This window comes from Leisingera sp. ANG-M6 (assembly GCF_000813905.1).
Classification (GTDB): domain Bacteria; phylum Pseudomonadota; class Alphaproteobacteria; order Rhodobacterales; family Rhodobacteraceae; genus Leisingera.
In genome coordinates, this window is sequence record NZ_JWLG01000009.1 from 84,426 (window position 1) to 103,519 (window position 19,094).

A 19,094-nucleotide genomic window follows, 5' to 3' on the forward strand; every position below is an offset into this window, starting at 1 on the left:
GATGACACATCCCGCACAGCCCAAGGCCAGCCACTTCATCAACGGCGAATACGTCGAAGACACCGCAGGCACCCCGATCCCGGTGATCTACGCCGCGACCGGCGAACAGATCGCCACCGTCTACGCCGCCACCCCGGCCATCGTGGAGCAGGCGCTGTCCACCGCCAAGGAAGCGCAAAAGGCATGGGCCAAGATGACCGGCACCGAACGCGGCCGCATCCTGCGCCGCGCCGCCGACATCATGCGCGAGCGCAACCACGAACTGTCGGTTCTGGAAACCTACGACACCGGCAAGCCGCTGCAGGAAACCCTGGTGGCCGACGCCACCTCCGGTGCCGACGCGCTGGAATACTTCGGCGGCCTGGCAGGCTCCCTGACCGGCGAGCACATCCCGATGGGCGAGGACTGGGTCTACACCGTGCGCGAAGCGCTGGGCTTGTGTGTGGGCATCGGCGCCTGGAACTACCCGACCCAGATCGCCTGCTGGAAAGGCGCACCGGCGCTGGCCTGCGGCAACTCTATGGTGTTCAAACCGTCCGAGACCACGCCGCTCTGCGCCCTGAAAGTGGCCGAGATCCTGCACGAAGCGGGCGCCCCCGCTGGTATCTACAACGTCATCCAGGGCATGGGCGAGGTCGGCGGCGCGCTGGTCACCGACCCGCGCGTGGACAAGGTCTCGCTGACCGGCTCGGTGCCGACCGGCAAGAAAGTCTATGCCGCCGCCGCCGAAGGCATGAAGCACGTCACCATGGAGCTGGGCGGCAAGTCGCCGCTGATCATCTTTGATGACGCCGACATCGACAACGCCGTCGGCGGCGCCATCAATGGCAACTTCTACTCCTCCGGCCAGGTCTGCTCCAACGGCACCCGCGTGTTCGTGCAGAAGGGCATCAAAGAGAAATTCCTGGCCCGCCTCGCGGAGCGCACCGGCAACGCCATCCTGGGCGACCCGATGGATGAGGCCACCAGCTTCGGCCCGATGGTCACTGAAAACCAGATGAACATCGTGCTGGGCTACATCGAAAAGGGCAAAGAAGAGGGCGCCCGCGTTGTCTGCGGCGGCGCGCGTGCGGACATGCCCGGCTATTACATCCAGCCCACCGTCTTTGCCGACGTCACCGACGACATGACCATCGCCCGCGAGGAAATCTTCGGCCCGGTGATGTCGGTCCTCGACTTCGAGACTGAGGAAGAAGTTGTGGCCCGCGCCAATGACACCGAGTTCGGCCTGTCCGCCGGCGTCTTCACCAACGACTTCAGCCGCGCCCACCGGGTGATCGGCCAGCTGGAGGCGGGCAGCTGCTTCATCAACTCCTACAACGACGCGCCGGTCGAGGCACCGTTCGGCGGCGTGAAGGCATCGGGTGTGGGCCGCGAAAACTCGAAAGAGGCGATCAAGCACTTCAGCCAGGTGAAGTCGGTCTACGTCCGCATGGGCGACGTCGAAGCGGCGTTCTGATCGGCGCTGCCTGAAAGCAACGGCCGGGCAGGGCGCCCCGCGCGCCCGCCCAATCTGAAGAAAACGGCAGCAGACCAGAACGTCCGGCTGCCGGATGGAGAATGGAAATGAACGCGGATTATGTGATTGTCGGGGCCGGCTCTGCCGGCTGTGCCATGGCCTACCGGCTCAGCGAGGCCGGCAAGAAGGTTCTGGTGATCGAACACGGCGGCACCGATGCCGGGCCGTTTATCCAGATGCCGGGCGCGCTCAGCTACCCGATGAACATGCCGCTGTATGACTGGGGCTATAAATCCCAGCCCGAACCGCATTTGGGCGGCCGCGAACTGGTCTGCCCGCGCGGCAAGGTGATTGGCGGCTCCTCCTCGATCAACGGCATGGTGTACGTGCGCGGCCACGCGGGCGACTACAACCACTGGGCCGAAAGCGGAGCGGCGGGCTGGTCCTATGCTGACGTGCTCCCGTACTTCAAACGCATGGAAACCTGGAACGACCGCGGCCACGGCGGCGACCCGGACTGGCGCGGCAAGGACGGCCCGCTGCATGTGACCCGCGGCCCCCGCGACAACCCGCTGCATGACGCCTTTGTCAAGGCGGGCGAGCAGGCGGGCTATCCGGTCACCTCCGACTACAACGGCGAGCAGCAGGAGGGCTTCGGCCCGATGGAAATGACGGTCTACAAAGGCCGCCGCTGGTCCGCCGCCAACGCCTACCTGAAGCCCGCGCTCAAGCGTGAAAACTGCGACCTTATCCGTGCCTTCGCCCGCAAGGTGGTGATCGAGGACGGCCGCGCCGTGGGTGTCGAGATCGAACGCGGCGGCAAGGTTGAGGTGATCCGAGCCAACGCCGAGGTGATCCTGGCCGCGTCCTCGCTGAACTCCCCCAAGATGCTGATGCTGTCCGGCATCGGCCCGGCCAAGCACCTGGCCGAACACGGCATCGACGTGGTTGCCGACCGCCCCGGCGTCGGCCAGAACCTGCAGGACCACCTGGAATTCTACTTCCAGTTCGCCTGCAAGCAACCGATCACCCTGTTCAAATACTGGAACCTGCTGGGCAAGGGCCTGGTCGGGGCCCAGTGGATGTTCACCAAGACCGGCCTGGGGGCCTCGAACCAGTTCGAAAGCGCCGCCTTCATCCGCTCCGACAAGGGCGTGGATTACCCGGACATCCAGTACCACTTCCTGCCGATCGCGGTCCGCTACGACGGCCAGGCGGCGGCAGAGGGGCACGGCTTCCAGGCCCACGTCGGCCCGATGCGCTCCCCCTCGCGCGGCGAGGTCACGCTGGCGTCGAGCGATCCCAAGGACGCGCCGAACATCCTGTTCAACTACATGTCGACCGAGCAGGACTGGATCGACTTCCGCAAATGCGTGCGCCTGACGCGGGAAATCTTTGCCCAGGACGCGATGAAACCGTTCCTCAAGCACGAGATCCAGCCGGGTGCCGACCTGCAGACCGACGACGAGATCGACGGCTTCCTGCGCGAGCACGTGGAAAGCGCCTACCACCCCTGCGGTACCTGCAAGATGGGCGCGGCGGATGATCCGATGTCGGTGGTCGACCCGGAATGCCGTGTCATCGGTGTCGATGGCCTGCGCGTTGCCGACAGCTCGATCTTCCCGCGGATCACCAACGGCAACCTCAACGGCCCCTCGATCATGACCGGTGAGAAGGCCTCTGACCACATCCTGGGCCGCCGCCTGCCGTCCTCGAACGCAGAGCCGTGGTTCAACCCGAACTGGCGCGAAGCGCAACGCTGATCCTGTTGCACTGCCAGCAAGCCGCCCGCCACCTCCCCTTTGTGCGGGCGGCTTTTTATTACCGGAATTTTCCCGAAAATCCGCGTGCCGCAGGCATCTTTTGATCCGCGTCAAAGTGAAGGGGCAGGGGAGGAAATAATCTGCAAGCGACCCTAGGAAGAAGGAGCGAGCAGGTGTCCAATACTCCCCATGAACTGGCCGAAGAATTCCCGGAAAAAGCGGCCCTGATGAGCCAGCTGAAACAGTCGGATGCGCATTTCGCCAAATTGTCCGATGAATACCACGAAGTGAACCGCGCCGTGCACCGGGCGGAAACCAACGTGGAGCCGGTCAGCGACCAGGCCGAAACCGATCTGCGCAAACAGCGCGCCGCGCTGAAGGACGAGATCTGGGGGATCTTGTCGAAGGCGCAAGCCGTCTGAATATTTACTGAAGGAAGGGGCGTCTGCAGCGCCCCTTTTTGCATCCCGGACCTGCCCGTCGGCCTTGTGCTATGCTTCCCCCGAAATAATGCGGAGGTGCGACTGATGGCTGATTTCTATTCCGCAGAGCAGCGCCAGCTGCAGGATGCCTTCGGCACGCGCGGGCTGGCGGACGCTCTGCACGGCAACGTCCTGCGGCGGGCGCTGGCCCCGATGGACCGGAAATTCATCGCCGCAAGCGATTTCTTTTTCCTCTCCACCGTGGATCACCGCGGCTATCCGACGGTGTCCTACAAGGGCGGCTTCCCGGGGTTCGTGCAAATGCCCGACGATCGCACCCTCTGCTTTCCGGTCTATGACGGCAACGGCATGTTCCTGTCGGCGGGCAATATCGCCGGCACCAGCAAGGTTGGTCTGCTGTTCATCGACTTCACTCAGCCCCGCCGCCTGCGGCTGCAGGGCACCGCCAGCCTTGTGACAGACGAGGCGCAGCTGGCAGACGTCCCGGAGGCCCTGATGCTGGTCCAGGTGGAGCTTGAGGCCATCTTCACCAACTGCCCCCGCTATATCCACGGCTACCAGCGCACCGGCAGCTCTGAATATGTGCCCGCTGACGGTGCCAACATGCCGGTGCCGGAGTGGAAGCGGGTGGATTACCTTCAGGAACAGCTGCCGCCCAAGGACCGCGAGGCCGCGCGGAAGGCAGGAGAGGTGATCACCGAGGCAGAGTACCGCAAGCACTTCTGGAAAGGGCTGGAGTAAGGCGTCGGCCCGTGCCGTTATTGCCAGAAGATTCGCAGCGGCTGGATTGATCCCTTACCGGAAACAGTGCCGCGCTGCCCGTGTTAGTGTTGAGTGTTTCTCTCCCGGTAAAGGTCAATTTAGATGAATTTAAGGCAAATTCGTCAAAATTGTGACCGGCTGCACTATCTTCAGACTGCAGCCGGAATGGGTCCGCGGGCCTGAGGCTGCAGTGTAGTGTGCAAGGGAGTAACCCAATGGGACAGGTCTATCAGCCGGGGGGCTGGCAGGAGATCGAGGGCGTGCCGGAAGAGGCGTCCGATGCGGAGATTCTCGCCAGGGTTCGCAATCTGGTCCAGGCGGAAACCGCGGTCCGTACGCAGCCGCAGGAGCCTGCGCCAAACCGCGTGAGCCAGTGGCAGCCAGCAGAAGCCGTTCAGCCCAAGCAACCGCCGCAAGCATCCGCCAGGGCAGAACGCGCACTGATGGCCCGCCTGCTGGACCGCCTGCGCGGCTGACCACACCGCGCTGCAAGCTGCCGTGCACCCAAGGATTTTCAAAATCCTTGGCAATTTTCTTCGAAGAAAATTGCCGCCGCACGCACCCTCTCAACTTACCTCATAAGGCAGAACACCGCGCTGGTCGGTGTTGATGGTCAGCCGCCGCTCCAGCGGTGGAACGGACCGCTGATGGCAGTCCTTCCTCTCGCAGATCCGGCAGGAGATGCCGATCGGCTCATAGGCGCTGTCCTGGCTCACATCCAGCCCGTCGGCATAGACCAGCGCATCTGCATGGCGCACCTCGCACCCCAGCGCGATTGCATAGCGGCGCACCGGCGCGCCGAACGAGCCGCCCGGCTTGGATACATCCCGCGCCAGCGAGATATAGCGCACCCCATCCGGCGTCTCCGCCAGCTGACGCAGGAACCGGCCCGGGGTTTCAAACGCCCGGTGCACGTTCCACAGGGGGCAAGCGCCGCCAAAGCGGGCAAATTGCAGCCGCGTGGCCGAGTGCCGCTTGGTGATGGTGCCCGCCTGATCCACCCGCACAAAGAAGAACGGCACGCCCTTGGCGCCGGGCCGCTGCATGGTCGAGAGCCGGTGCGCAATCTGCTCAATCGAAGCACCAAAGCGGATCGCCAGCAGCTCCAGGTCATGCCGGCAGGCCTGTGCAGCTTCCAGAAAGCGGCCATAGGGCATCAGCGCCGCGCCGGCGAAATAGTTGGCGAGGCCTATCTTGGCGATGGCGCGGGCCTCCTCGCTTTGAAACTTTGCAAAATCGAGGGTCGCCTCCAGCAGGGTGTTCTGCCGCAGGAGCGCCACCTGCAGCAGCATCTGGAACAGCTGCGTCTGCGGCGCGGAGCGGTTCGACAGATGCAGTACCTGCGCTTCGGCGTCGTAATGGCGCAAGCCCTCCATCTCGGTTTGGCGCACCTTGATGCCGCCGCGTTCCAGCTCGGCAATGGCCGCCGCGCGGATGTCGCTGGTGGCGGCAAACCGCTCCGCCGCGTGGTCCACCGCGTCGATGTAGTTGTCGCAATAGTGGAAGAAATCGCGCACCTCCTCCCAGGGGGACGCCTGAATGCGGGCGTCCTCCCGCCCCAGCGCCTCATCCAATGAGGCAAGCCGTTCATGGGTCTGCCGGTAAGCCCGGTGCAGCGCCAGAAAGGCCCGTGTCAGGGCAGGGGCGTTTGAGGCGGTCAGCCGCAGGTCCGCCAGCGGTGGCGCGTCATCGGCAAACACCGGATCCGCCATCGCCTCGCGCATGTCGCTGACCAGCCGCTCGCTGTCCCCAGCTGACAATTCGGTCACATCCATGCCGAATTCCTGCGCCAGTGCCAGCACCACCGTGGTCGACACCGGGCGGTTGTTGTTCTCCATCTGGTTCAGATAGGGCAGGGAGACGCCCAGTTTGGCGGCGAAATCCTTCTGCGTCAGCTCCAGCCGCTGCCGCATCTCGCGCAGCTTGGCGCCTGCGTAAAGTTTCTGGGTGGCCATGAGAGGAGCCTTTGCAAATTCAATTCTTGCGAATGGTATAATTGCAAACTCACCCCTGCAAGCCCGTGGCGGCTCTTATGCGCCGATCTGCCGCTCCCGCAGAACCACCAGCAGGATCGCAACCAGCCCGCACATGGCGGTGCCGAACATGATCGCCAGCAGCGGCACGGCGCTTGACCCCGGCACCAGAAGCATCCCTGCAAAGGCGCTGAGCGCCGCGCCCGCACCGATCATGATGGCGCCGCTGAGGCCCGAGGCGGTGCCCGCCAGATGCGGCCGCACAGAGATTGCACCGGCGGTGGCATTGGGGATCGACATGCCGTTGCCCAGCCCGACAAAGCACATGAGGCCAAAAAAGGTCCAAACAGTATCTGTGCCTGCCATTGCAATCAGTAGCGACAGCAGCACCCCGCCGCTGTTAACCACGCAGCCCCACAGCACCATCCGGTTCATCCCCAACCGGATTGAAAACCTCCCGGAAAGGTAGTTACCGGCGAAATACCCCACAGCAGGTGCAGCTGAATAGACCCCCAGTTCAGCCGTGCTGAGGCCGTAGATTTCGATCCCAACAAATGAAGCGCCGCCAAGGTAGGCAAAGAAAGCCCCCGACGCGAGACCGGACGACAGGGAATACCCCCAGAACCGCGGTGAGAGCAGCAACTCCGGATATTCGCGGAACTGCGCCGTTAGTGTCTTGCCGCTCTTGCTGGCAGTTTCGCCGAAATCGCTGAAGGTGATAGCCCACGTTGCGGCGCCCACCAAAAAGAGCAGCCAGAAATTGGCTTTCCAGCCCATCCATTGATCCAGAAAACCGCCGATCGCCGGGCCGATCATCGGCACCACCGCCATGCCCATGGTGACATAGCCGATCATGCTGGCGGCCTCGTTGGTGTCATACATGTCGCGCACCGCGGCGCGGCTCAGCACCATGGTGGCCGCCACCACTGTCTGCGCCACCCGGAACAACAGGAACAGCTCCGCCGTCGGCGCATAGATGCAGCCCAGTGTGGCCAGCAGGAACAGAACGATGCTGATCAGAATGACCGGACGCCGCCCCATCTGGTCGGAAATCGGCCCGACAAAGATCTGCACCACCGCATTGCCTGCCAGATACAGCGCCACCGACAGCTGCATTACCCGGTAATCCACCGCATAATACTCTGCCATTCCCGCCAGCGACGGCAGATGCAGGTTCATGCCAAGCGCCGACAGGCCTGCCAGCAGGATCAGGGTGAAAATGCGCGGGGGCGTCCGCTGGCCAGAGGCCCTGGTATCATATGTGGACATACCATCTGCCTTATAGCGGCCCGCGGCCCTTGTCTATCGCGCATTCCGGGAGACCTTTATGTGCACTGCGGGGCTGCGGTTGCGGCTGGTTGAGTTTGCTGATTTTCAACTTTGCGGCTCGCGTATGCAAACGGTTTGCAAATTTGCGATAATGTCCTTTGGCTTCGCCGCAGCGCAATATATGGTCGCGCTGAAACTGACAGGGGACATGAGCCATGAAAGACATTCTTTCCGAGCTGGAAGACCGCCGCCAGGACGCGCGGCTGGGCGGCGGCCAGCGCCGCATCGACGCACAGCACGGGCGCGGCAAGCTGACGGCCCGCGAACGGATCGAGCTGCTGCTGGACGAGGACAGCTTCGAAGAGTTCGACATGTTCATCGCCCACCGCTGCACCGATTTCGGCATGGAAAACAACAAGCCGGCCGGTGACGGCGTGGTCACGGGCTGGGGCACCATCAACGGCCGCCAGGTCTATGTGTTCTCCCAGGACTTCACCGTGCTGGGCGGCTCTGTCTCTGCCACCCACGCGCAGAAGATCTGCAAGATCATGGATATGGCGGTGCAGAACGGCGCGCCGGTCATTGGCATCAACGACTCAGGCGGTGCCCGCATCCAGGAAGGCGTCGACGCACTGGCCGGCTACGCCGAAATTTTCCAGCGCAACATCATGGCCTCCGGCGTGATCCCGCAGATCTCCGTCATCATGGGCCCCTGCGCCGGCGGTGCGGTCTACAGCCCCGCGATGACCGACTTCATCTTCATGGTCAAGGACACCTCCTACATGTTCGTGACCGGCCCCGACGTGGTGAAAACCGTGACCAACGAGGTGGTCACGGCTGAGGAACTGGGCGGCGCATCGACTCACACCAGGAAGTCCTCGGTCGCCGACGGCGCCTTTGAAAACGACGTCGAGGCGCTGGCCGAGGTCCGCCGCCTGGTCGACTTCCTGCCGCTGAACAACCGCGAAAAGCCCCCCGTCCGCCCATTCTTCGACCAGCCCGGCCGGATTGAGGAAAGCCTGGACACCCTGATCCCGGAAAACCCCAACAGCCCCTACGACATGAAGGAGCTGATCACCAAGGTCGCGGATGAGGGCGACTTCTACGAGATCCAGGAGGATTTCGCCAAGAACATCATCACCGGCTTCATCCGCCTTGAGGGCCAGACCGTGGGCGTCGTCGCCAACCAGCCGATGGTGCTGGCGGGCTGCCTCGACATCGACTCCTCCCGCAAGGCCGCCCGTTTCGTGCGCTTCTGCGACTGTTTCGAGATCCCGATCCTGACCTTTGTCGACGTGCCGGGCTTCCTGCCGGGCACCAGCCAGGAATACGGCGGCGTCATCAAGCACGGCGCCAAGCTGCTGTTTGCCTATGGCGAAGCCACCGTGCCGAAGGTCACCGTGATCACCCGCAAGGCCTATGGCGGCGCCTATGACGTGATGGCCTCCAAGCATCTGCGCGGCGACTTCAACTATGCCTGGCCGACGGCTGAGATCGCGGTGATGGGCGCCAAGGGCGCAACCGAGATCATCCACCGCGCCGACCTTGGCGATGCGGACAAGATCGCGGCCCACACGGCAGACTACGAAGACCGCTTTGCCAACCCCTTCGTGGCGGCGGAACGCGGCTTCATCGACGAAGTGATCATGCCCCAGTCCACCCGCAAACGGGTCAGCCGCGCCTTTGCCTCGCTGCGGGGCAAGCAGCTGAAAAACCCGTGGAAAAAGCACGACAACATTCCGCTGTAAGGACACGGCGGGAGTTTTTCAGCAAGGCCTCTCGCTGAGCCTGTTTGCTCTGCGAGAGGTCCGCGAAATCAAGGAGTCAGAATTGTTCGCAATTAAAAAAACACTTTTTGCCTCAGTTGTGGCTGCTGCCTCCATTTTGGGGTGGGTGTCTGAGGCGGATGCAGGGAAAGACGTCAAGATTTCCAAAAAAGACGTCTACCTAATGATGCTGTATAGCCGTCGTCAGGATGCCCCTTTTACCGGAGCCATATTTTGTCCGGTCAAGGAAGGTTCGGTTCAGGACTGCCGTAAGAAAACTGGAGGTTACCTTTTCGGAAATTATCGTTGGGACCTGAAATCCACCTGGTTTCCATTGAACCGGGAAGAGGGACTTCCCTACGCCCTGTTTGACAATGTGAAGCACAAGGCTGGCGGGCAATATGTTCTCACGTCCGGAACTTTTGGAATTGATGCACTGGACCACAATCCAGTTGTCCCTGAAGGCGTCACTTACGCATTAAATTCTGAACCCGGAACAGTTTTTGTGATCCCGGAAAAAGGGCAGTCTCAAAAACAAGCGATACAGACCGCAAGGACGCTCCTAAGGAGCAAATACGGGGACGCTGTAAACCAGCTCCAAATCAAGCTCATCAGTGCGGTCAAATACACCTGCACGGGATTGGGGAGTAGCAGAACGTGTACTCCTGGAAAGGCCGTAAATCCTTCTTCCATCGTTAAAGATTGGGATAGATGACCCGCACCCCCTGGCATATCACCCGCACGGACGGCGCCCTGACGCTGTCGCGCCGCGTGCCTGCGCGGTTCGACGTGGCGGCGGAAACGGTGCTGCCTGCCGCTGATCCCCTGCGGCTGGCGCACCAGATCCGCCAAGACATGTGGCGTAAGCTGCAGTCCCTGCGCGGTTTCTCCCCGGTGGTGAAAATCACCGTAGCAGGGCAGGGGCTGCGGGTGCGAGCAGGCGGCCAGGTGGCGGGCCGGGTGCCTGCCAATACTGCCGCGCAAATCACTGAAGTTCTGGAGAATCCGGCCCGCCGTGCCCGCTGGGTCCGGCATGCCAGACGGGGGCAGGGCACCTCGCTGCCCGATTCCCGTGCAGATGCGAAGGATTCGCATAGATTCGCGGCAAAAATTGACATGGAGGCCGAATCAGCGTCATGATCCGCCCCAGCCGATATCAGACAGCGCGCGCCACTTGCGCAGCGCCTGCAGCTCCGGCCGGAGGAGCCCGGGCAACCGGGGGCCGGGGCTGCGGATATCTGGCGGCAATCCCCTTTGCCTTCTGTGCCCTGACCGCCGCGGCGGCAGATGCCGTCTCCGTGCCCTCGGGCCAGCCTGTGACGCTGGCAGAAGTGCTCCTGGACGAGGCCCCTGGCCAGTCCGGCGAAACCTGGGCGCGGTTCCGCTTCCTCGCACCGCAGATCGCCCGTGAAAGCGGAACAGTCAGCTATGAGGCCGCCGCCCCCGACATGGACCACCTTTGCGGCAGCATCGCGCTGCCCTATCTGGCCGAACATGGCCTGACCGCGGCGCGGGTGGTGATTTCGCTCTCCGACCGGATGGTGCCCTTTGGCGCCCAGGACCCGGACGCGACCCAGTTCTTCGAGGCCTACCGCCCCGACGGCGCCGCCTGCATGTGGGAGGCTTTCTGATGGTTCCACAATATCTTGCGGGTCTTGGGCAGGATCGGCGGAATCTTGCGGCATTGCAGCCACAGCCCCGTCAATTGCCGCGATTTGCATGTGACTTGGCCGCAAACCCGGTTATCCTCGCCGCGGGCAGTCATAAGGCTGCCTTCGCATTGAGGTTGAGGCACGCGGACGGCACAGCCGCCGCAGGTTTCACACATTTTATCAGGAGACAGAAATGTCCAAGAGCATCAAGCTTTTCGCCCTGGCAGGCCTGCTGGCCGCCGTCACCGCCTGCGCCCAGCAGGAAGAAGAATTCGTCGTTGTTGAGCCGGTCACCGAAGAACCGGTTTTCACCGGCAAGTACAACTAAACACTACAGGGGTCCGGCCCTGCGGCCGGCCCCCGCCGCCCCGTGGGGTGCCGGACCGGAGGCACCCAAATGCTGAAACACCGCGGGTTCCCGGGCCGTATGCCCGGCACAGATTTCCAATTCACCATCCGCCGCCCCAACCCCAAAGGGGTCACGCCGCTGACCCGGCGCGAGCGCTTCCGCGACCGCAAGAACGTCGACAAACGCGTCGACCTGATGTTCATGCAGTCCCTGTGGGAGCATTTCGGCGACCAGCCGTTTGAGCGCGGCAACCTCGATGCAGGCCGTCTCAGCTGGCTGTTCGGCCGCGAGGTGATCCCGGCCGAAGATCCCTTTGATCCCGCAAGCTATGAGGCTCTGCTGGTTATCAATGAGGCGGTTGCGCGCGCGTCCTTCCCGGAGGCATTCGACTGATGGCGCGCACTCGGACGCATATCTCGGGCTTGGCGGCGCGGTCCCTTGCGCGCAGCCTGTCCCGGCGTCCGGGGCGCCGCAATTTCGGCGTGAATTTGCACACGGCCCTTCCAGTTCAGCAGGAATCTGCCAAATTCGGGGGTGTTGAATTTCAGGGGCTTACAGCTGCTGCCGCCCGGTGCATCGTGGGTCAAGCAGCGCAGCCACGCTGCTGTGCCGAGCATCTGTTCCGGCCCCTTCGCCTGAACGGGCAGGTACGCGCCCCCATCCGCGGCCTGCCCGTCTTTTATCCCCTTCAGGCATTGGCGGAAGCTTGCCGCATCTCCCCCCCGGTGCGGCAAGCCTCCGCCCATCAGACACCCCGGATCCGAGCAGCGTTGCGCCCGGCTTGCCAGCCTGCAAATTCCGCAGGGACACTGACGTCCCCGGAAGAAGGAACATGGACATGCGGGCAAAATCTCTCATCGCGGCGCTGTCGCTCTGCGGCCTTGTGGCGGCCTGTGGCGACACCACCGGCGAACGGATCATCTACGGCGGCGGCGCCGGCGCGCTTGGCGCTGCAGTGCTGGATGCCAACCTGGTCACCGGCGCAGCCGTCGGCGTGGCCGCAAACCTCGTTTACTGCGAGCAAAACCCCCGCAAATGCTGAGGGTGCTGCCGCAGCACTGAACAGCCGCCCCTCGCGGGCTGCTTTTGACATCGCGCAAACGCCGCGTCCGGGCTCTCCCCGGGCGCGGCGTTTTGCATTCCGGAATACCAAGGAACAAGGGACTGCCTATGTTTGATAAGATCCTGATCGCCAACCGGGGCGAGATCGCCTGCCGTGTGATCAAAACCGCGCGCAAGATGGGTATCAAGACCGTTGCCATCTACTCTGACGCCGACAAGCAGGCCCTGCATGTGCAAATGGCCGACGAGGCCGTCCACATCGGCCCGCCGCCGGCCAACCAGTCCTATATCGTCATCGACAAGGTGATGGAGGCAATCCGCGCAACCGGCGCGCAGGCGGTGCATCCGGGCTATGGCTTCCTCTCCGAGAACTCCAAGTTCGCCGAGGCGCTCGAGGCCGAAGGCGTTGCCTTTGTCGGCCCCCCGAAAGGCGCGATCGAGGCGATGGGCGACAAGATCACCTCCAAGAAAATCGCCCAGGAGGCCGGCGTGTCCACCGTGCCCGGCTACATGGGCCTGATTGCCGATGCCGACGAGGCGGTGAAGATCTCGAATGAGATCGGCTACCCGGTGATGATCAAGGCCTCCGCCGGCGGCGGCGGCAAGGGCATGCGGATCGCCTGGAACGACGAGGAAGCCCGCGAAGGCTTCCAGTCCTCCAAGAACGAGGCCGCGAACTCCTTCGGCGATGACCGGATCTTCATCGAAAAATTCGTCACCCAGCCGCGCCACATCGAAATCCAGGTGCTCTGCGACAAGCACGGCAACGGCATCTACCTGGGGGAGCGCGAATGCTCGATCCAGCGCCGCAACCAGAAAGTGGTGGAAGAAGCCCCGTCGCCCTTCCTTGATGAGGAAACCCGCAAGGCGATGGGCGAGCAGGCCGTGGCACTGGCCAAAGCCGTTGGTTACTCCTCTGCCGGCACCGTGGAATTCATCGTCGACGGCGACAAGAACTTCTACTTCCTGGAAATGAACACCCGCCTGCAGGTGGAACATCCGGTGACTGAGCTGATCACCGGCGTCGACCTGGTGGAGCAGATGATCCGCGTCGCCGACGGGGCCGAACTGCCGATGCGCCAGGAGGATGTGAAACTCACCGGCTGGGCGATTGAAAACCGTCTTTATGCCGAGGATCCCTACCGCGGCTTCCTGCCCTCCATCGGCCGCTTGACCCGCTACCGCCCGCCGGCGGAAACCGCGGCTGGCCCGATGCTGGTCAACGGCAAATGGCAGGGTGATGCGCCTGCTGGCGAGACCGCCGTGCGCAACGACACCGGCGTCTATGAGGGCGGCGAGATCTCGATGTACTACGACCCGATGATCGCCAAGCTCTGCACCTGGGCGCCGACCCGCGAGGAGGCCATCGGCGCGATGCGCACCGCGCTCGACAGCTTCGAGGTGGAGGGCATCGGCCACAACCTGCCGTTCCTCAGCGCGGTGATGGACCACCCGATCTTCATCGACGGCTCCATGACCACCGCTTTCATCGAGGAACAGTATCCCGATGGCTTTGAGGGCGTGGAGCTGCACAGCGACGACCTGCGCAAGATCGCTGCCGCCTGCGCCGCCATGCACCGGGTTGCCGAAATCCGCCGCACCCGCGTGTCGGGCCGGATGGACAACCACGAGCGCAAGGTCGGCACCGACTGGGTCGTCAGCCTGCAGGGCCAGTCCTTCAACGTGGTGATCGACGCCGACCGCGACGGTGCCACCGTCAATTTTGAGGGCGGCGGCAGCTACCGTGTGACCTCTGACTGGACCCCGGGCGACCAGCTGGCCACCCTGCAGGTGAACGGCGAAACCCTGGTTCTGAAAACCGGCAAGGTAACCCAAGGCTTCCGCGTCCGTTCCCGCGGCGCTGACCTGGCCGTCAAGGTGCGCACGCCCCGTCAGGCCGAATTGGCAGAACTGATGCCGGAAAAGGTCGCGCCCGATACCTCCAAGATGCTGCTCTGCCCGATGCCCGGCCTTATCGTGAAGGTCGACGTCGAAGTGGGGCAGGAGGTCCAGGAGGGCCAGGCGCTCTGCACTGTCGAAGCCATGAAGATGGAAAACATCCTGCGCGCCGAGCGTAAGGGGGTGGTGTCCAAGATCAACGCATCCGCTGGCGACAGCCTGGCGGTTGATGATGTGATCATGGAATTCGAATAATGCACCTTGGGGCAGGCACATATGCACGCGGGCAGGCGGGTTTTCCCGCCCCCGCAGGTGTGCCTGCCCCGCAAAATACGGTGCCATGCACCAAATCTTCAGTTTTTTCTGCGACACTGCGGGCGTTTGACCACTCCAAGGTGCCGCATGACCCGTCTCCTGACCTGTCTTTTGACCGTTCTGGCCGTCCTGTCCGCCTGCGCGCTGGACAAGGAGGAGGCGCTGCGCGCCCAGCTGTCGACCTGGGTGGAGCTGGGGGAGACGTTCTTTTTCCAAAGCTCGATGAGCTGCACCGCAGCGGTGTTTCACACTGCGGAAAACCCGCGCATCACCTCGCTGGTGGACCGCGCCCGCTCCCTCAACACCGGCATGAAGATGCTGGAGGCCGGCAAGCCGGTGATGTTTGCGGTCTCGGGCAAATCCCCCAACGCGGTGACCGAGGACATCATGTCCCGCGACCTGCCGCAGGGGCTGGGGGTGCTGAACTCCGGGCTGGCCGGGGTCAGCTGCATGACCGATCTGGTCAAATCCGTCTACTATCAGGCGATCCGCAATCCGGGCTCCAGCCTGGTCTTCGTGCCGGAAACCGGCGCGATGGTGGTCCTGGACAAACAGGCGATGGCGCTGATCTACGTCCGCGGCAACGGCTGACCGGAACCGCCCGGCGGGCTCACCCGCCGCGCCGCTCTTCCACTTCGCGCAGGCGTTCCGGGAACTTGTCGATGGTGCGGGACAGCTCGCGCACCGTCCAGGGATGCGGCTTCCTCAGCTTGACGCCGCCGTCCTTGCCCACCAGCACCAGCATGAACCCGCGCGGCCGCAGCTTCTTGCGCAGGGCCGACTTGGCAGCCGGATCGGTATCGGTCAGCACCACCACATCGCGCGTCTTCAGCGCCTCGATGCCCTCCATCAGCCGCTCCATCTGCTCATGGAACCGCGGGTCCTCGGGGCTGTCGGCAAACACCACCACCGGGCGGTGCGTCCACTGGAATTCCTCCAGCTCCACATCATACCCGGGCTGTATCAATTCAGGCGCACTGCCATCCGCCGCCGCAGCCGCCAGCGGCAGGAACCCTGCCAAAACAACGCTAAGGATTGCTCTCATAATCTCTCCTGTTGTGTTGAATATATGTGTGCCGGCGGCAAATGCGACTGTGAAATCCGCAGCTTGGCGAAAAAACATAAACGTTAACGGGATAATGAGGGGTTGCCGGCCATGATCGTGCCATTCCCCTTGACCGGGCTGCGGCCTGCGGCCCTCCATCAGAGGCCCCGTAACGCTATGAAAGTGATCCTGCACACCGGCGCGCACCGCTGCGCAACCACCTCGTTCCAGGAATACATGCGCCACAATGCGCAAGCCCTCGAAAAACAGGGTATCGGTTTCTGGGGGCCGTACCGCACCCGCAACGGGCTGTTCCACGGCATCCAGCCGGGGCCCGCGCCGGTGTCCGGCCGCAACCTGGTGCAGCGCGCCCAGGGCCGTCTGAAAATCCAGATGGCAGACAGCAGCGGCAAGGGCACCCGCCAGCTGCTGGTGAGCGAGGAAAACATGATCGGCTCGGTGCGCCAGAACCTGCGGCTCGGCGATCTCTACGGCGGTGTGGGCGAACGTATGGCACGCTTCTCCCAGGCATTCGGCGGCGCAGTCACCGATGTGGCGCTCTCGATCCGCAGCCTCGACAGCTACTGGACTTCGGCGCTGGCCTACGCAGTGGCCCGCGGCCACAAGCTGCCCTCCGCGGCCACGCTGGAGCGGCTGGCGCAGTCGCCGCGCAGCTGGCGCGACGTGATCACAGACATTGCTGCCGCGATGCCGGATGTAAACCTGCATGTGCTGCCGTTTGAAACCTTCGGCACCCGGCCTGAGGCCGCACTGCAAGCGCTCACCGGCATCGACGCGCCGCGCACCCACGCGCGGGTGCGCCTCAATGCCTCGCTCTGCCTGCAGGACCTGCGCGCCAGCCTGCCGTCCCGGGTGGCGGCCGGCCTGCCTGATGGCGCAGGCCGCTGGCGCCCCTTCGACGACGCGCAGGCCGCATATCTGCGCGAGGCTTACGCCGACGACATCATGTGGCTGGCGGGCGGGGCGGACGGCCTCGCATCACTGGCACAGGACCCGGAAAAACAGGCGGCGGGCACGAACCCGCCCCGTATCGCACTGACAAGAGGAAGACCTGATGACAAACAAAGACGAATGGCGGGCTCTGGCTGAGAAAGAGCTGCGCGGACGGGCGGTCGACGACCTCAACTGGCAGACGCTGGAAGGCATCGAGGTCAAGCCGCTCTATACCGAAGACGATACCAGGGATCTGCCCCACATGGGCACGCTTCCCGGTTTCGGCCCCTTCACCCGCGGGGTGAAGGCCACCATGTATGCAGGCCGCCCCTGGACCATCCGCCAGTACGCGGGCTTCTCCACCGCCGAAGAATCCAACGCCTTCTACCGCCGCAACCTGGCCGCGGGCCAGCAGGGCGTCTCGGTCGCCTTCGACCTCGCCACCCACCGAGGCTATGACAGCGACCACCCCCGCGTGGTCGGCGATGTCGGCAAGGCCGGCGTGGCCATCGATTCAGTCGAGGACATGAAAATCCTGTTCGACGGCATCCCGCTCGACAAGGTCTCGGTCTCGATGACCATGAACGGCGCGGTGATCCCGGTGCTGGCGTCCTTCATCGTCGCGGGTGAGGAGCAGGGCCACGACAGATCCCTGCTGGCGGGCACCATCCAGAACGACATCCTCAAGGAGTTCATGGTCCGTAACACCTATATCTATCCGCCGAAACCCTCGATGCGGATCATCTCGGACATCATCGAATACACCTCCAACGAGATGCCCAAGTTCAACTCCATCTCGATCTCCGGCTACCACATGCAGGAGGCCGGCGCGAACCTGGTGCAGGAGCTGGCCTATACCATCGCCGACGGCCGCGAATACGTGCGCGCCGCACTGGATGCCGGCATGGACGTGGACAAATTCGCAGGCCGCCTGTCGTTCTTCTTTGCGATCGGCATGAACTTCTTCATGGAAATCGCCAAGCTGCGCGCCGCCCGCACCCTGTGGCACAGGGTGATGACCGAGTTCGGCGCCAAGTCCGAACGCTCCAAGATGCTGCGCACCCACTGCCAGACCTCGGGCGTGTCGCTGCAGGAGCAGGACCCCTACAACAACGTGATCCGCACCGCCTATGAGGCGATGTCGGCGGTTCTCGGCGGCACCCAGTCGCTGCACACCAACGCGCTGGACGAAGCCATCGCGCTGCCCACCGATTTCTCCGCCCGCATCGCCCGCAACACCCAGCTGGTGCTGCAGGAGGAAACCGGCGTCACAAATGTGGTCGATCCGCTGGCCGGCTCCTACTACATCGAGAGCCTCACGGCGGAACTGGTGGAGAAGGCCTGGGCGCTGATGGAAGAGGTCGAGGAGATGGGCGGCATGACCAAGGCCGTCGAGAGCGGCATGCCCAAGCTGCGCATCGAAGAGTCGGCGGCCCGCCGCCAGGCGATGATCGACCGCGGTGACGAGGTTGTGGTTGGCGTCAACAAGTACCGCAAGGACAAGGAAGACCCGATCGACATTCTGGATGTCGACAACCACGCGGTGCGCGACGCCCAGATCGCCCGCCTGCAAAAGATGCGCGACACCCGTGACGAGGCCGCCTGCCAGGCTGCCCTCGATGAACTGACCCGCCGCGCCGCATCAGGCGAGGGCAACCTGCTGGAAGCCGCAGTCGAAGCCGCCCGCGCGCGGGCCTCAGTCGGAGAGATCTCCATGGCAATGGAAAAGGAATTCGGCCGCCACCGCGCGGAAGTCAAAACCCTGGCCGGCGTCTATGGCGCCGCTTACGAGGGCGACGAGGGCTTTGCCGCGATTCAGAAGTCGATCGAGGAGTTCGCCGAGGAAGAAGGCCGCCGTCCGCGCCTTCTGGTGGTGAAGATGGGCCAGGACGGCCACGACCGCGGCGCCAAGGTGATCGCCACCGCCTTTGCCGATATCGGCTTTGACGTCGACGTGGGCCCGCTGTTCCAGACCCCGGAGGAAGCCGCCCAGGACGCCATCGACAACGACGTCCACGTGATCGGCATCTCCTCCCAGGCGGCAGGCCACAAGACGCTGGCACCGCAGCTGGTCGAGGCGCTGAAAGCCGAAGGCGCAGGCGACATCATCGTGATCTGCGGCGGCGTCATTCCGCAGCAGGATTACGAGTTCCTGTACTCCAAAGGCGTCAAGGCGATCTTCGGCCCCGGCACCAACATCCCCGAGGCCGCCCAGGACATCCTGCGCCTGATCCGCGAGGCCCGCGCGTAAGCAAACACTGCATCTGCGGGGCAGGGGAGGTCCGCCCGCACCCGCAGGTGCCCGCCCTTCGGGCCGCCCCCTTGGCGGCTTTGGGTCCGGCAGCCCGCCCCGATGGGGCGGGCTGTCTGCATCGCGCACAGG

The 19,094-nt window shown here is 63.8% G+C and carries 19 protein-coding genes; 16 read left to right on the top strand and 3 right to left on the bottom strand.

All coding sequences use genetic code 11. From position 1 onward, the window contains the following. Position 1: 1 nt before the first annotated feature. The 5 genes from betB (at position 2) to RA24_RS06695 (ending at position 4,903) form a co-directional block, all read left to right on the top strand. The gene (betB, locus tag RA24_RS06675; protein ID WP_039190626.1) at positions 2-1,459 is read left to right on the top strand and encodes a betaine-aldehyde dehydrogenase; all 1,458 of its coding nucleotides are present in this window, start codon (positions 2-4) and stop codon (positions 1,457-1,459) included. A gap of 107 nt (positions 1,460-1,566) precedes the next feature. Beyond that, positions 1,567-3,222 (top strand): choline dehydrogenase, encoded by a 1,656-nt coding sequence (gene betA, locus RA24_RS06680; protein ID WP_039190628.1) that lies wholly within the window; start codon positions 1,567-1,569, stop codon positions 3,220-3,222. Positions 3,223-3,395: 173 nt separating this feature from the next. Further along, positions 3,396-3,644 (top strand): YdcH family protein, encoded by a 249-nt coding sequence (locus RA24_RS06685; protein ID WP_039190630.1) that lies wholly within the window; start codon positions 3,396-3,398, stop codon positions 3,642-3,644. A 105-nt stretch (positions 3,645-3,749) separates the two neighbouring features. After that, entirely contained in the window at positions 3,750-4,406 is a 657-nt protein-coding gene (locus RA24_RS06690) for a pyridoxamine 5'-phosphate oxidase family protein (RefSeq protein WP_039190631.1), read from the top strand. A 236-nt stretch (positions 4,407-4,642) separates the two neighbouring features. After that, the gene (locus RA24_RS06695; protein ID WP_019295695.1) at positions 4,643-4,903 is read left to right on the top strand and encodes a hypothetical protein; all 261 of its coding nucleotides are present in this window, start codon (positions 4,643-4,645) and stop codon (positions 4,901-4,903) included. A gap of 90 nt (positions 4,904-4,993) precedes the next feature. Here RA24_RS06695 and RA24_RS06700 read toward each other — a convergent pair whose 3' ends face one another. Then, positions 4,994-6,382, bottom strand: a complete 1,389-nt coding sequence (locus RA24_RS06700) for a helix-turn-helix domain-containing protein (protein WP_039190634.1) — start codon at positions 6,380-6,382, stop codon at positions 4,994-4,996. A gap of 75 nt (positions 6,383-6,457) precedes the next feature. Next, on the bottom strand, positions 6,458-7,669 hold the full coding sequence (locus RA24_RS06705; protein ID WP_039169534.1) for a multidrug effflux MFS transporter: 1,212 nt from the start codon (positions 7,667-7,669) through the stop codon (positions 6,458-6,460). Positions 7,670-7,884: 215 nt separating this feature from the next. On the opposite strand from RA24_RS06705, the gene RA24_RS06710 reads away from it, so the two are divergent. The 9 genes from RA24_RS06710 to RA24_RS06740 all read left to right on the top strand — a co-directional run bounded on the left by RA24_RS06710 (position 7,885) and on the right by RA24_RS06740 (position 15,303). Further along, positions 7,885-9,417 carry an acyl-CoA carboxylase subunit beta gene (locus RA24_RS06710; RefSeq protein WP_039148956.1) on the top strand — a complete coding sequence of 511 codons (1,533 nt, stop codon included), beginning with the start codon at positions 7,885-7,887 and terminating at the stop codon, positions 9,415-9,417. An 82-nt stretch (positions 9,418-9,499) separates the two neighbouring features. Then, positions 9,500-10,150: a hypothetical protein gene (locus RA24_RS22210; RefSeq protein WP_152610536.1), complete on the top strand. Its 651-nt coding sequence runs from the start codon at positions 9,500-9,502 to the stop codon at positions 10,148-10,150. Then, positions 10,147-10,575: a hypothetical protein gene (locus RA24_RS06715; protein WP_039190636.1), complete on the top strand. Its 429-nt coding sequence runs from the start codon at positions 10,147-10,149 to the stop codon at positions 10,573-10,575. The genes RA24_RS22210 and RA24_RS06715 overlap by 4 nt, the downstream gene beginning before the upstream one ends. A gap of 128 nt (positions 10,576-10,703) precedes the next feature. Then, on the top strand, positions 10,704-11,066 hold the full coding sequence (locus tag RA24_RS22770; RefSeq protein ID WP_275041212.1) for a DUF6497 family protein: 363 nt from the start codon (positions 10,704-10,706) through the stop codon (positions 11,064-11,066). Positions 11,067-11,280: 214 nt separating this feature from the next. Further along, positions 11,281-11,415 (top strand): hypothetical protein, encoded by a 135-nt coding sequence (locus RA24_RS22900; protein ID WP_019295689.1) that lies wholly within the window; start codon positions 11,281-11,283, stop codon positions 11,413-11,415. Between the two features lie 69 nt (positions 11,416-11,484). Beyond that, positions 11,485-11,829: a hypothetical protein gene (locus RA24_RS06725; RefSeq protein WP_039148948.1), complete on the top strand. Its 345-nt coding sequence runs from the start codon at positions 11,485-11,487 to the stop codon at positions 11,827-11,829. Between the two features lie 445 nt (positions 11,830-12,274). Next, a complete protein-coding gene (locus RA24_RS06730) occupies positions 12,275-12,478 on the top strand; it encodes a hypothetical protein (RefSeq protein ID WP_029204763.1) in 204 nt (67 codons plus the stop codon). A 128-nt stretch (positions 12,479-12,606) separates the two neighbouring features. After that, complete coding sequence (locus RA24_RS06735; RefSeq protein WP_039190639.1) at positions 12,607-14,652, top strand: acetyl-CoA carboxylase biotin carboxylase subunit; 2,046 nt, start codon at positions 12,607-12,609, stop codon at positions 14,650-14,652. 147 nt (positions 14,653-14,799) lie between these two features. Beyond that, positions 14,800-15,303, top strand: coding sequence for a hypothetical protein (locus RA24_RS06740; RefSeq protein WP_019295685.1), 504 nt, complete (start codon positions 14,800-14,802; stop codon positions 15,301-15,303). 19 nt (positions 15,304-15,322) lie between these two features. Here the strand turns inward: RA24_RS06740 and RA24_RS06745 are convergent, their stop codons facing one another. Then, positions 15,323-15,757, bottom strand: a complete 435-nt coding sequence (locus RA24_RS06745) for a DUF4174 domain-containing protein (RefSeq protein WP_039148939.1) — start codon at positions 15,755-15,757, stop codon at positions 15,323-15,325. Between the two features lie 177 nt (positions 15,758-15,934). Here RA24_RS06745 and RA24_RS06750 point away from each other — a divergent pair, with 177 nt between their 5' ends. Both RA24_RS06750 and scpA read left to right on the top strand, forming a co-directional pair. Continuing rightward, positions 15,935-16,867: a hypothetical protein gene (locus tag RA24_RS06750; protein WP_039190641.1), complete on the top strand. Its 933-nt coding sequence runs from the start codon at positions 15,935-15,937 to the stop codon at positions 16,865-16,867. After that, positions 16,833-18,962, top strand: coding sequence for a methylmalonyl-CoA mutase (gene scpA / locus RA24_RS06755; RefSeq protein ID WP_039190643.1), 2,130 nt, complete (start codon positions 16,833-16,835; stop codon positions 18,960-18,962). Before RA24_RS06750 ends, scpA begins: the two co-directional genes overlap by 35 nt. Positions 18,963-19,094 lie beyond the last annotated feature (132 nt).

What these genes read in the sequence shown, in the direction of transcription:
- betB (WP_039190626.1), top strand. Translation starts at nt 2, where the DNA reads ATGACACATCCCGCACAGCCCAAGGCCAGCCACTTCATCAACGGCGAA.
- betA (WP_039190628.1), top strand. Translation starts at nt 1,567, where the DNA reads ATGAACGCGGATTATGTGATTGTCGGGGCCGGCTCTGCCGGCTGTGCC.
- RA24_RS06690 (WP_039190631.1), top strand. Translation starts at nt 3,750, where the DNA reads ATGGCTGATTTCTATTCCGCAGAGCAGCGCCAGCTGCAGGATGCCTTC.
- RA24_RS06695 (WP_019295695.1), top strand. Translation starts at nt 4,643, where the DNA reads ATGGGACAGGTCTATCAGCCGGGGGGCTGGCAGGAGATCGAGGGCGTG.
- RA24_RS06700 (WP_039190634.1), bottom strand. Translation starts at nt 6,382, where the DNA reads ATGGCCACCCAGAAACTTTACGCAGGCGCCAAGCTGCGCGAGATGCGG.
- RA24_RS06705 (WP_039169534.1), bottom strand. Translation starts at nt 7,669, where the DNA reads ATGTCCACATATGATACCAGGGCCTCTGGCCAGCGGACGCCCCCGCGC.
- RA24_RS06710 (WP_039148956.1), top strand. Translation starts at nt 7,885, where the DNA reads ATGAAAGACATTCTTTCCGAGCTGGAAGACCGCCGCCAGGACGCGCGG.
- RA24_RS06715 (WP_039190636.1), top strand. Translation starts at nt 10,147, where the DNA reads ATGACCCGCACCCCCTGGCATATCACCCGCACGGACGGCGCCCTGACG.
- RA24_RS22900 (WP_019295689.1), top strand. Translation starts at nt 11,281, where the DNA reads ATGTCCAAGAGCATCAAGCTTTTCGCCCTGGCAGGCCTGCTGGCCGCC.
- RA24_RS06725 (WP_039148948.1), top strand. Translation starts at nt 11,485, where the DNA reads ATGCTGAAACACCGCGGGTTCCCGGGCCGTATGCCCGGCACAGATTTC.
- RA24_RS06730 (WP_029204763.1), top strand. Translation starts at nt 12,275, where the DNA reads ATGCGGGCAAAATCTCTCATCGCGGCGCTGTCGCTCTGCGGCCTTGTG.
- RA24_RS06735 (WP_039190639.1), top strand. Translation starts at nt 12,607, where the DNA reads ATGTTTGATAAGATCCTGATCGCCAACCGGGGCGAGATCGCCTGCCGT.
- RA24_RS06740 (WP_019295685.1), top strand. Translation starts at nt 14,800, where the DNA reads ATGACCCGTCTCCTGACCTGTCTTTTGACCGTTCTGGCCGTCCTGTCC.
- RA24_RS06745 (WP_039148939.1), bottom strand. Translation starts at nt 15,757, where the DNA reads ATGAGAGCAATCCTTAGCGTTGTTTTGGCAGGGTTCCTGCCGCTGGCG.
- RA24_RS06750 (WP_039190641.1), top strand. Translation starts at nt 15,935, where the DNA reads ATGAAAGTGATCCTGCACACCGGCGCGCACCGCTGCGCAACCACCTCG.
- scpA (WP_039190643.1), top strand. Translation starts at nt 16,833, where the DNA reads ATGACAAACAAAGACGAATGGCGGGCTCTGGCTGAGAAAGAGCTGCGC.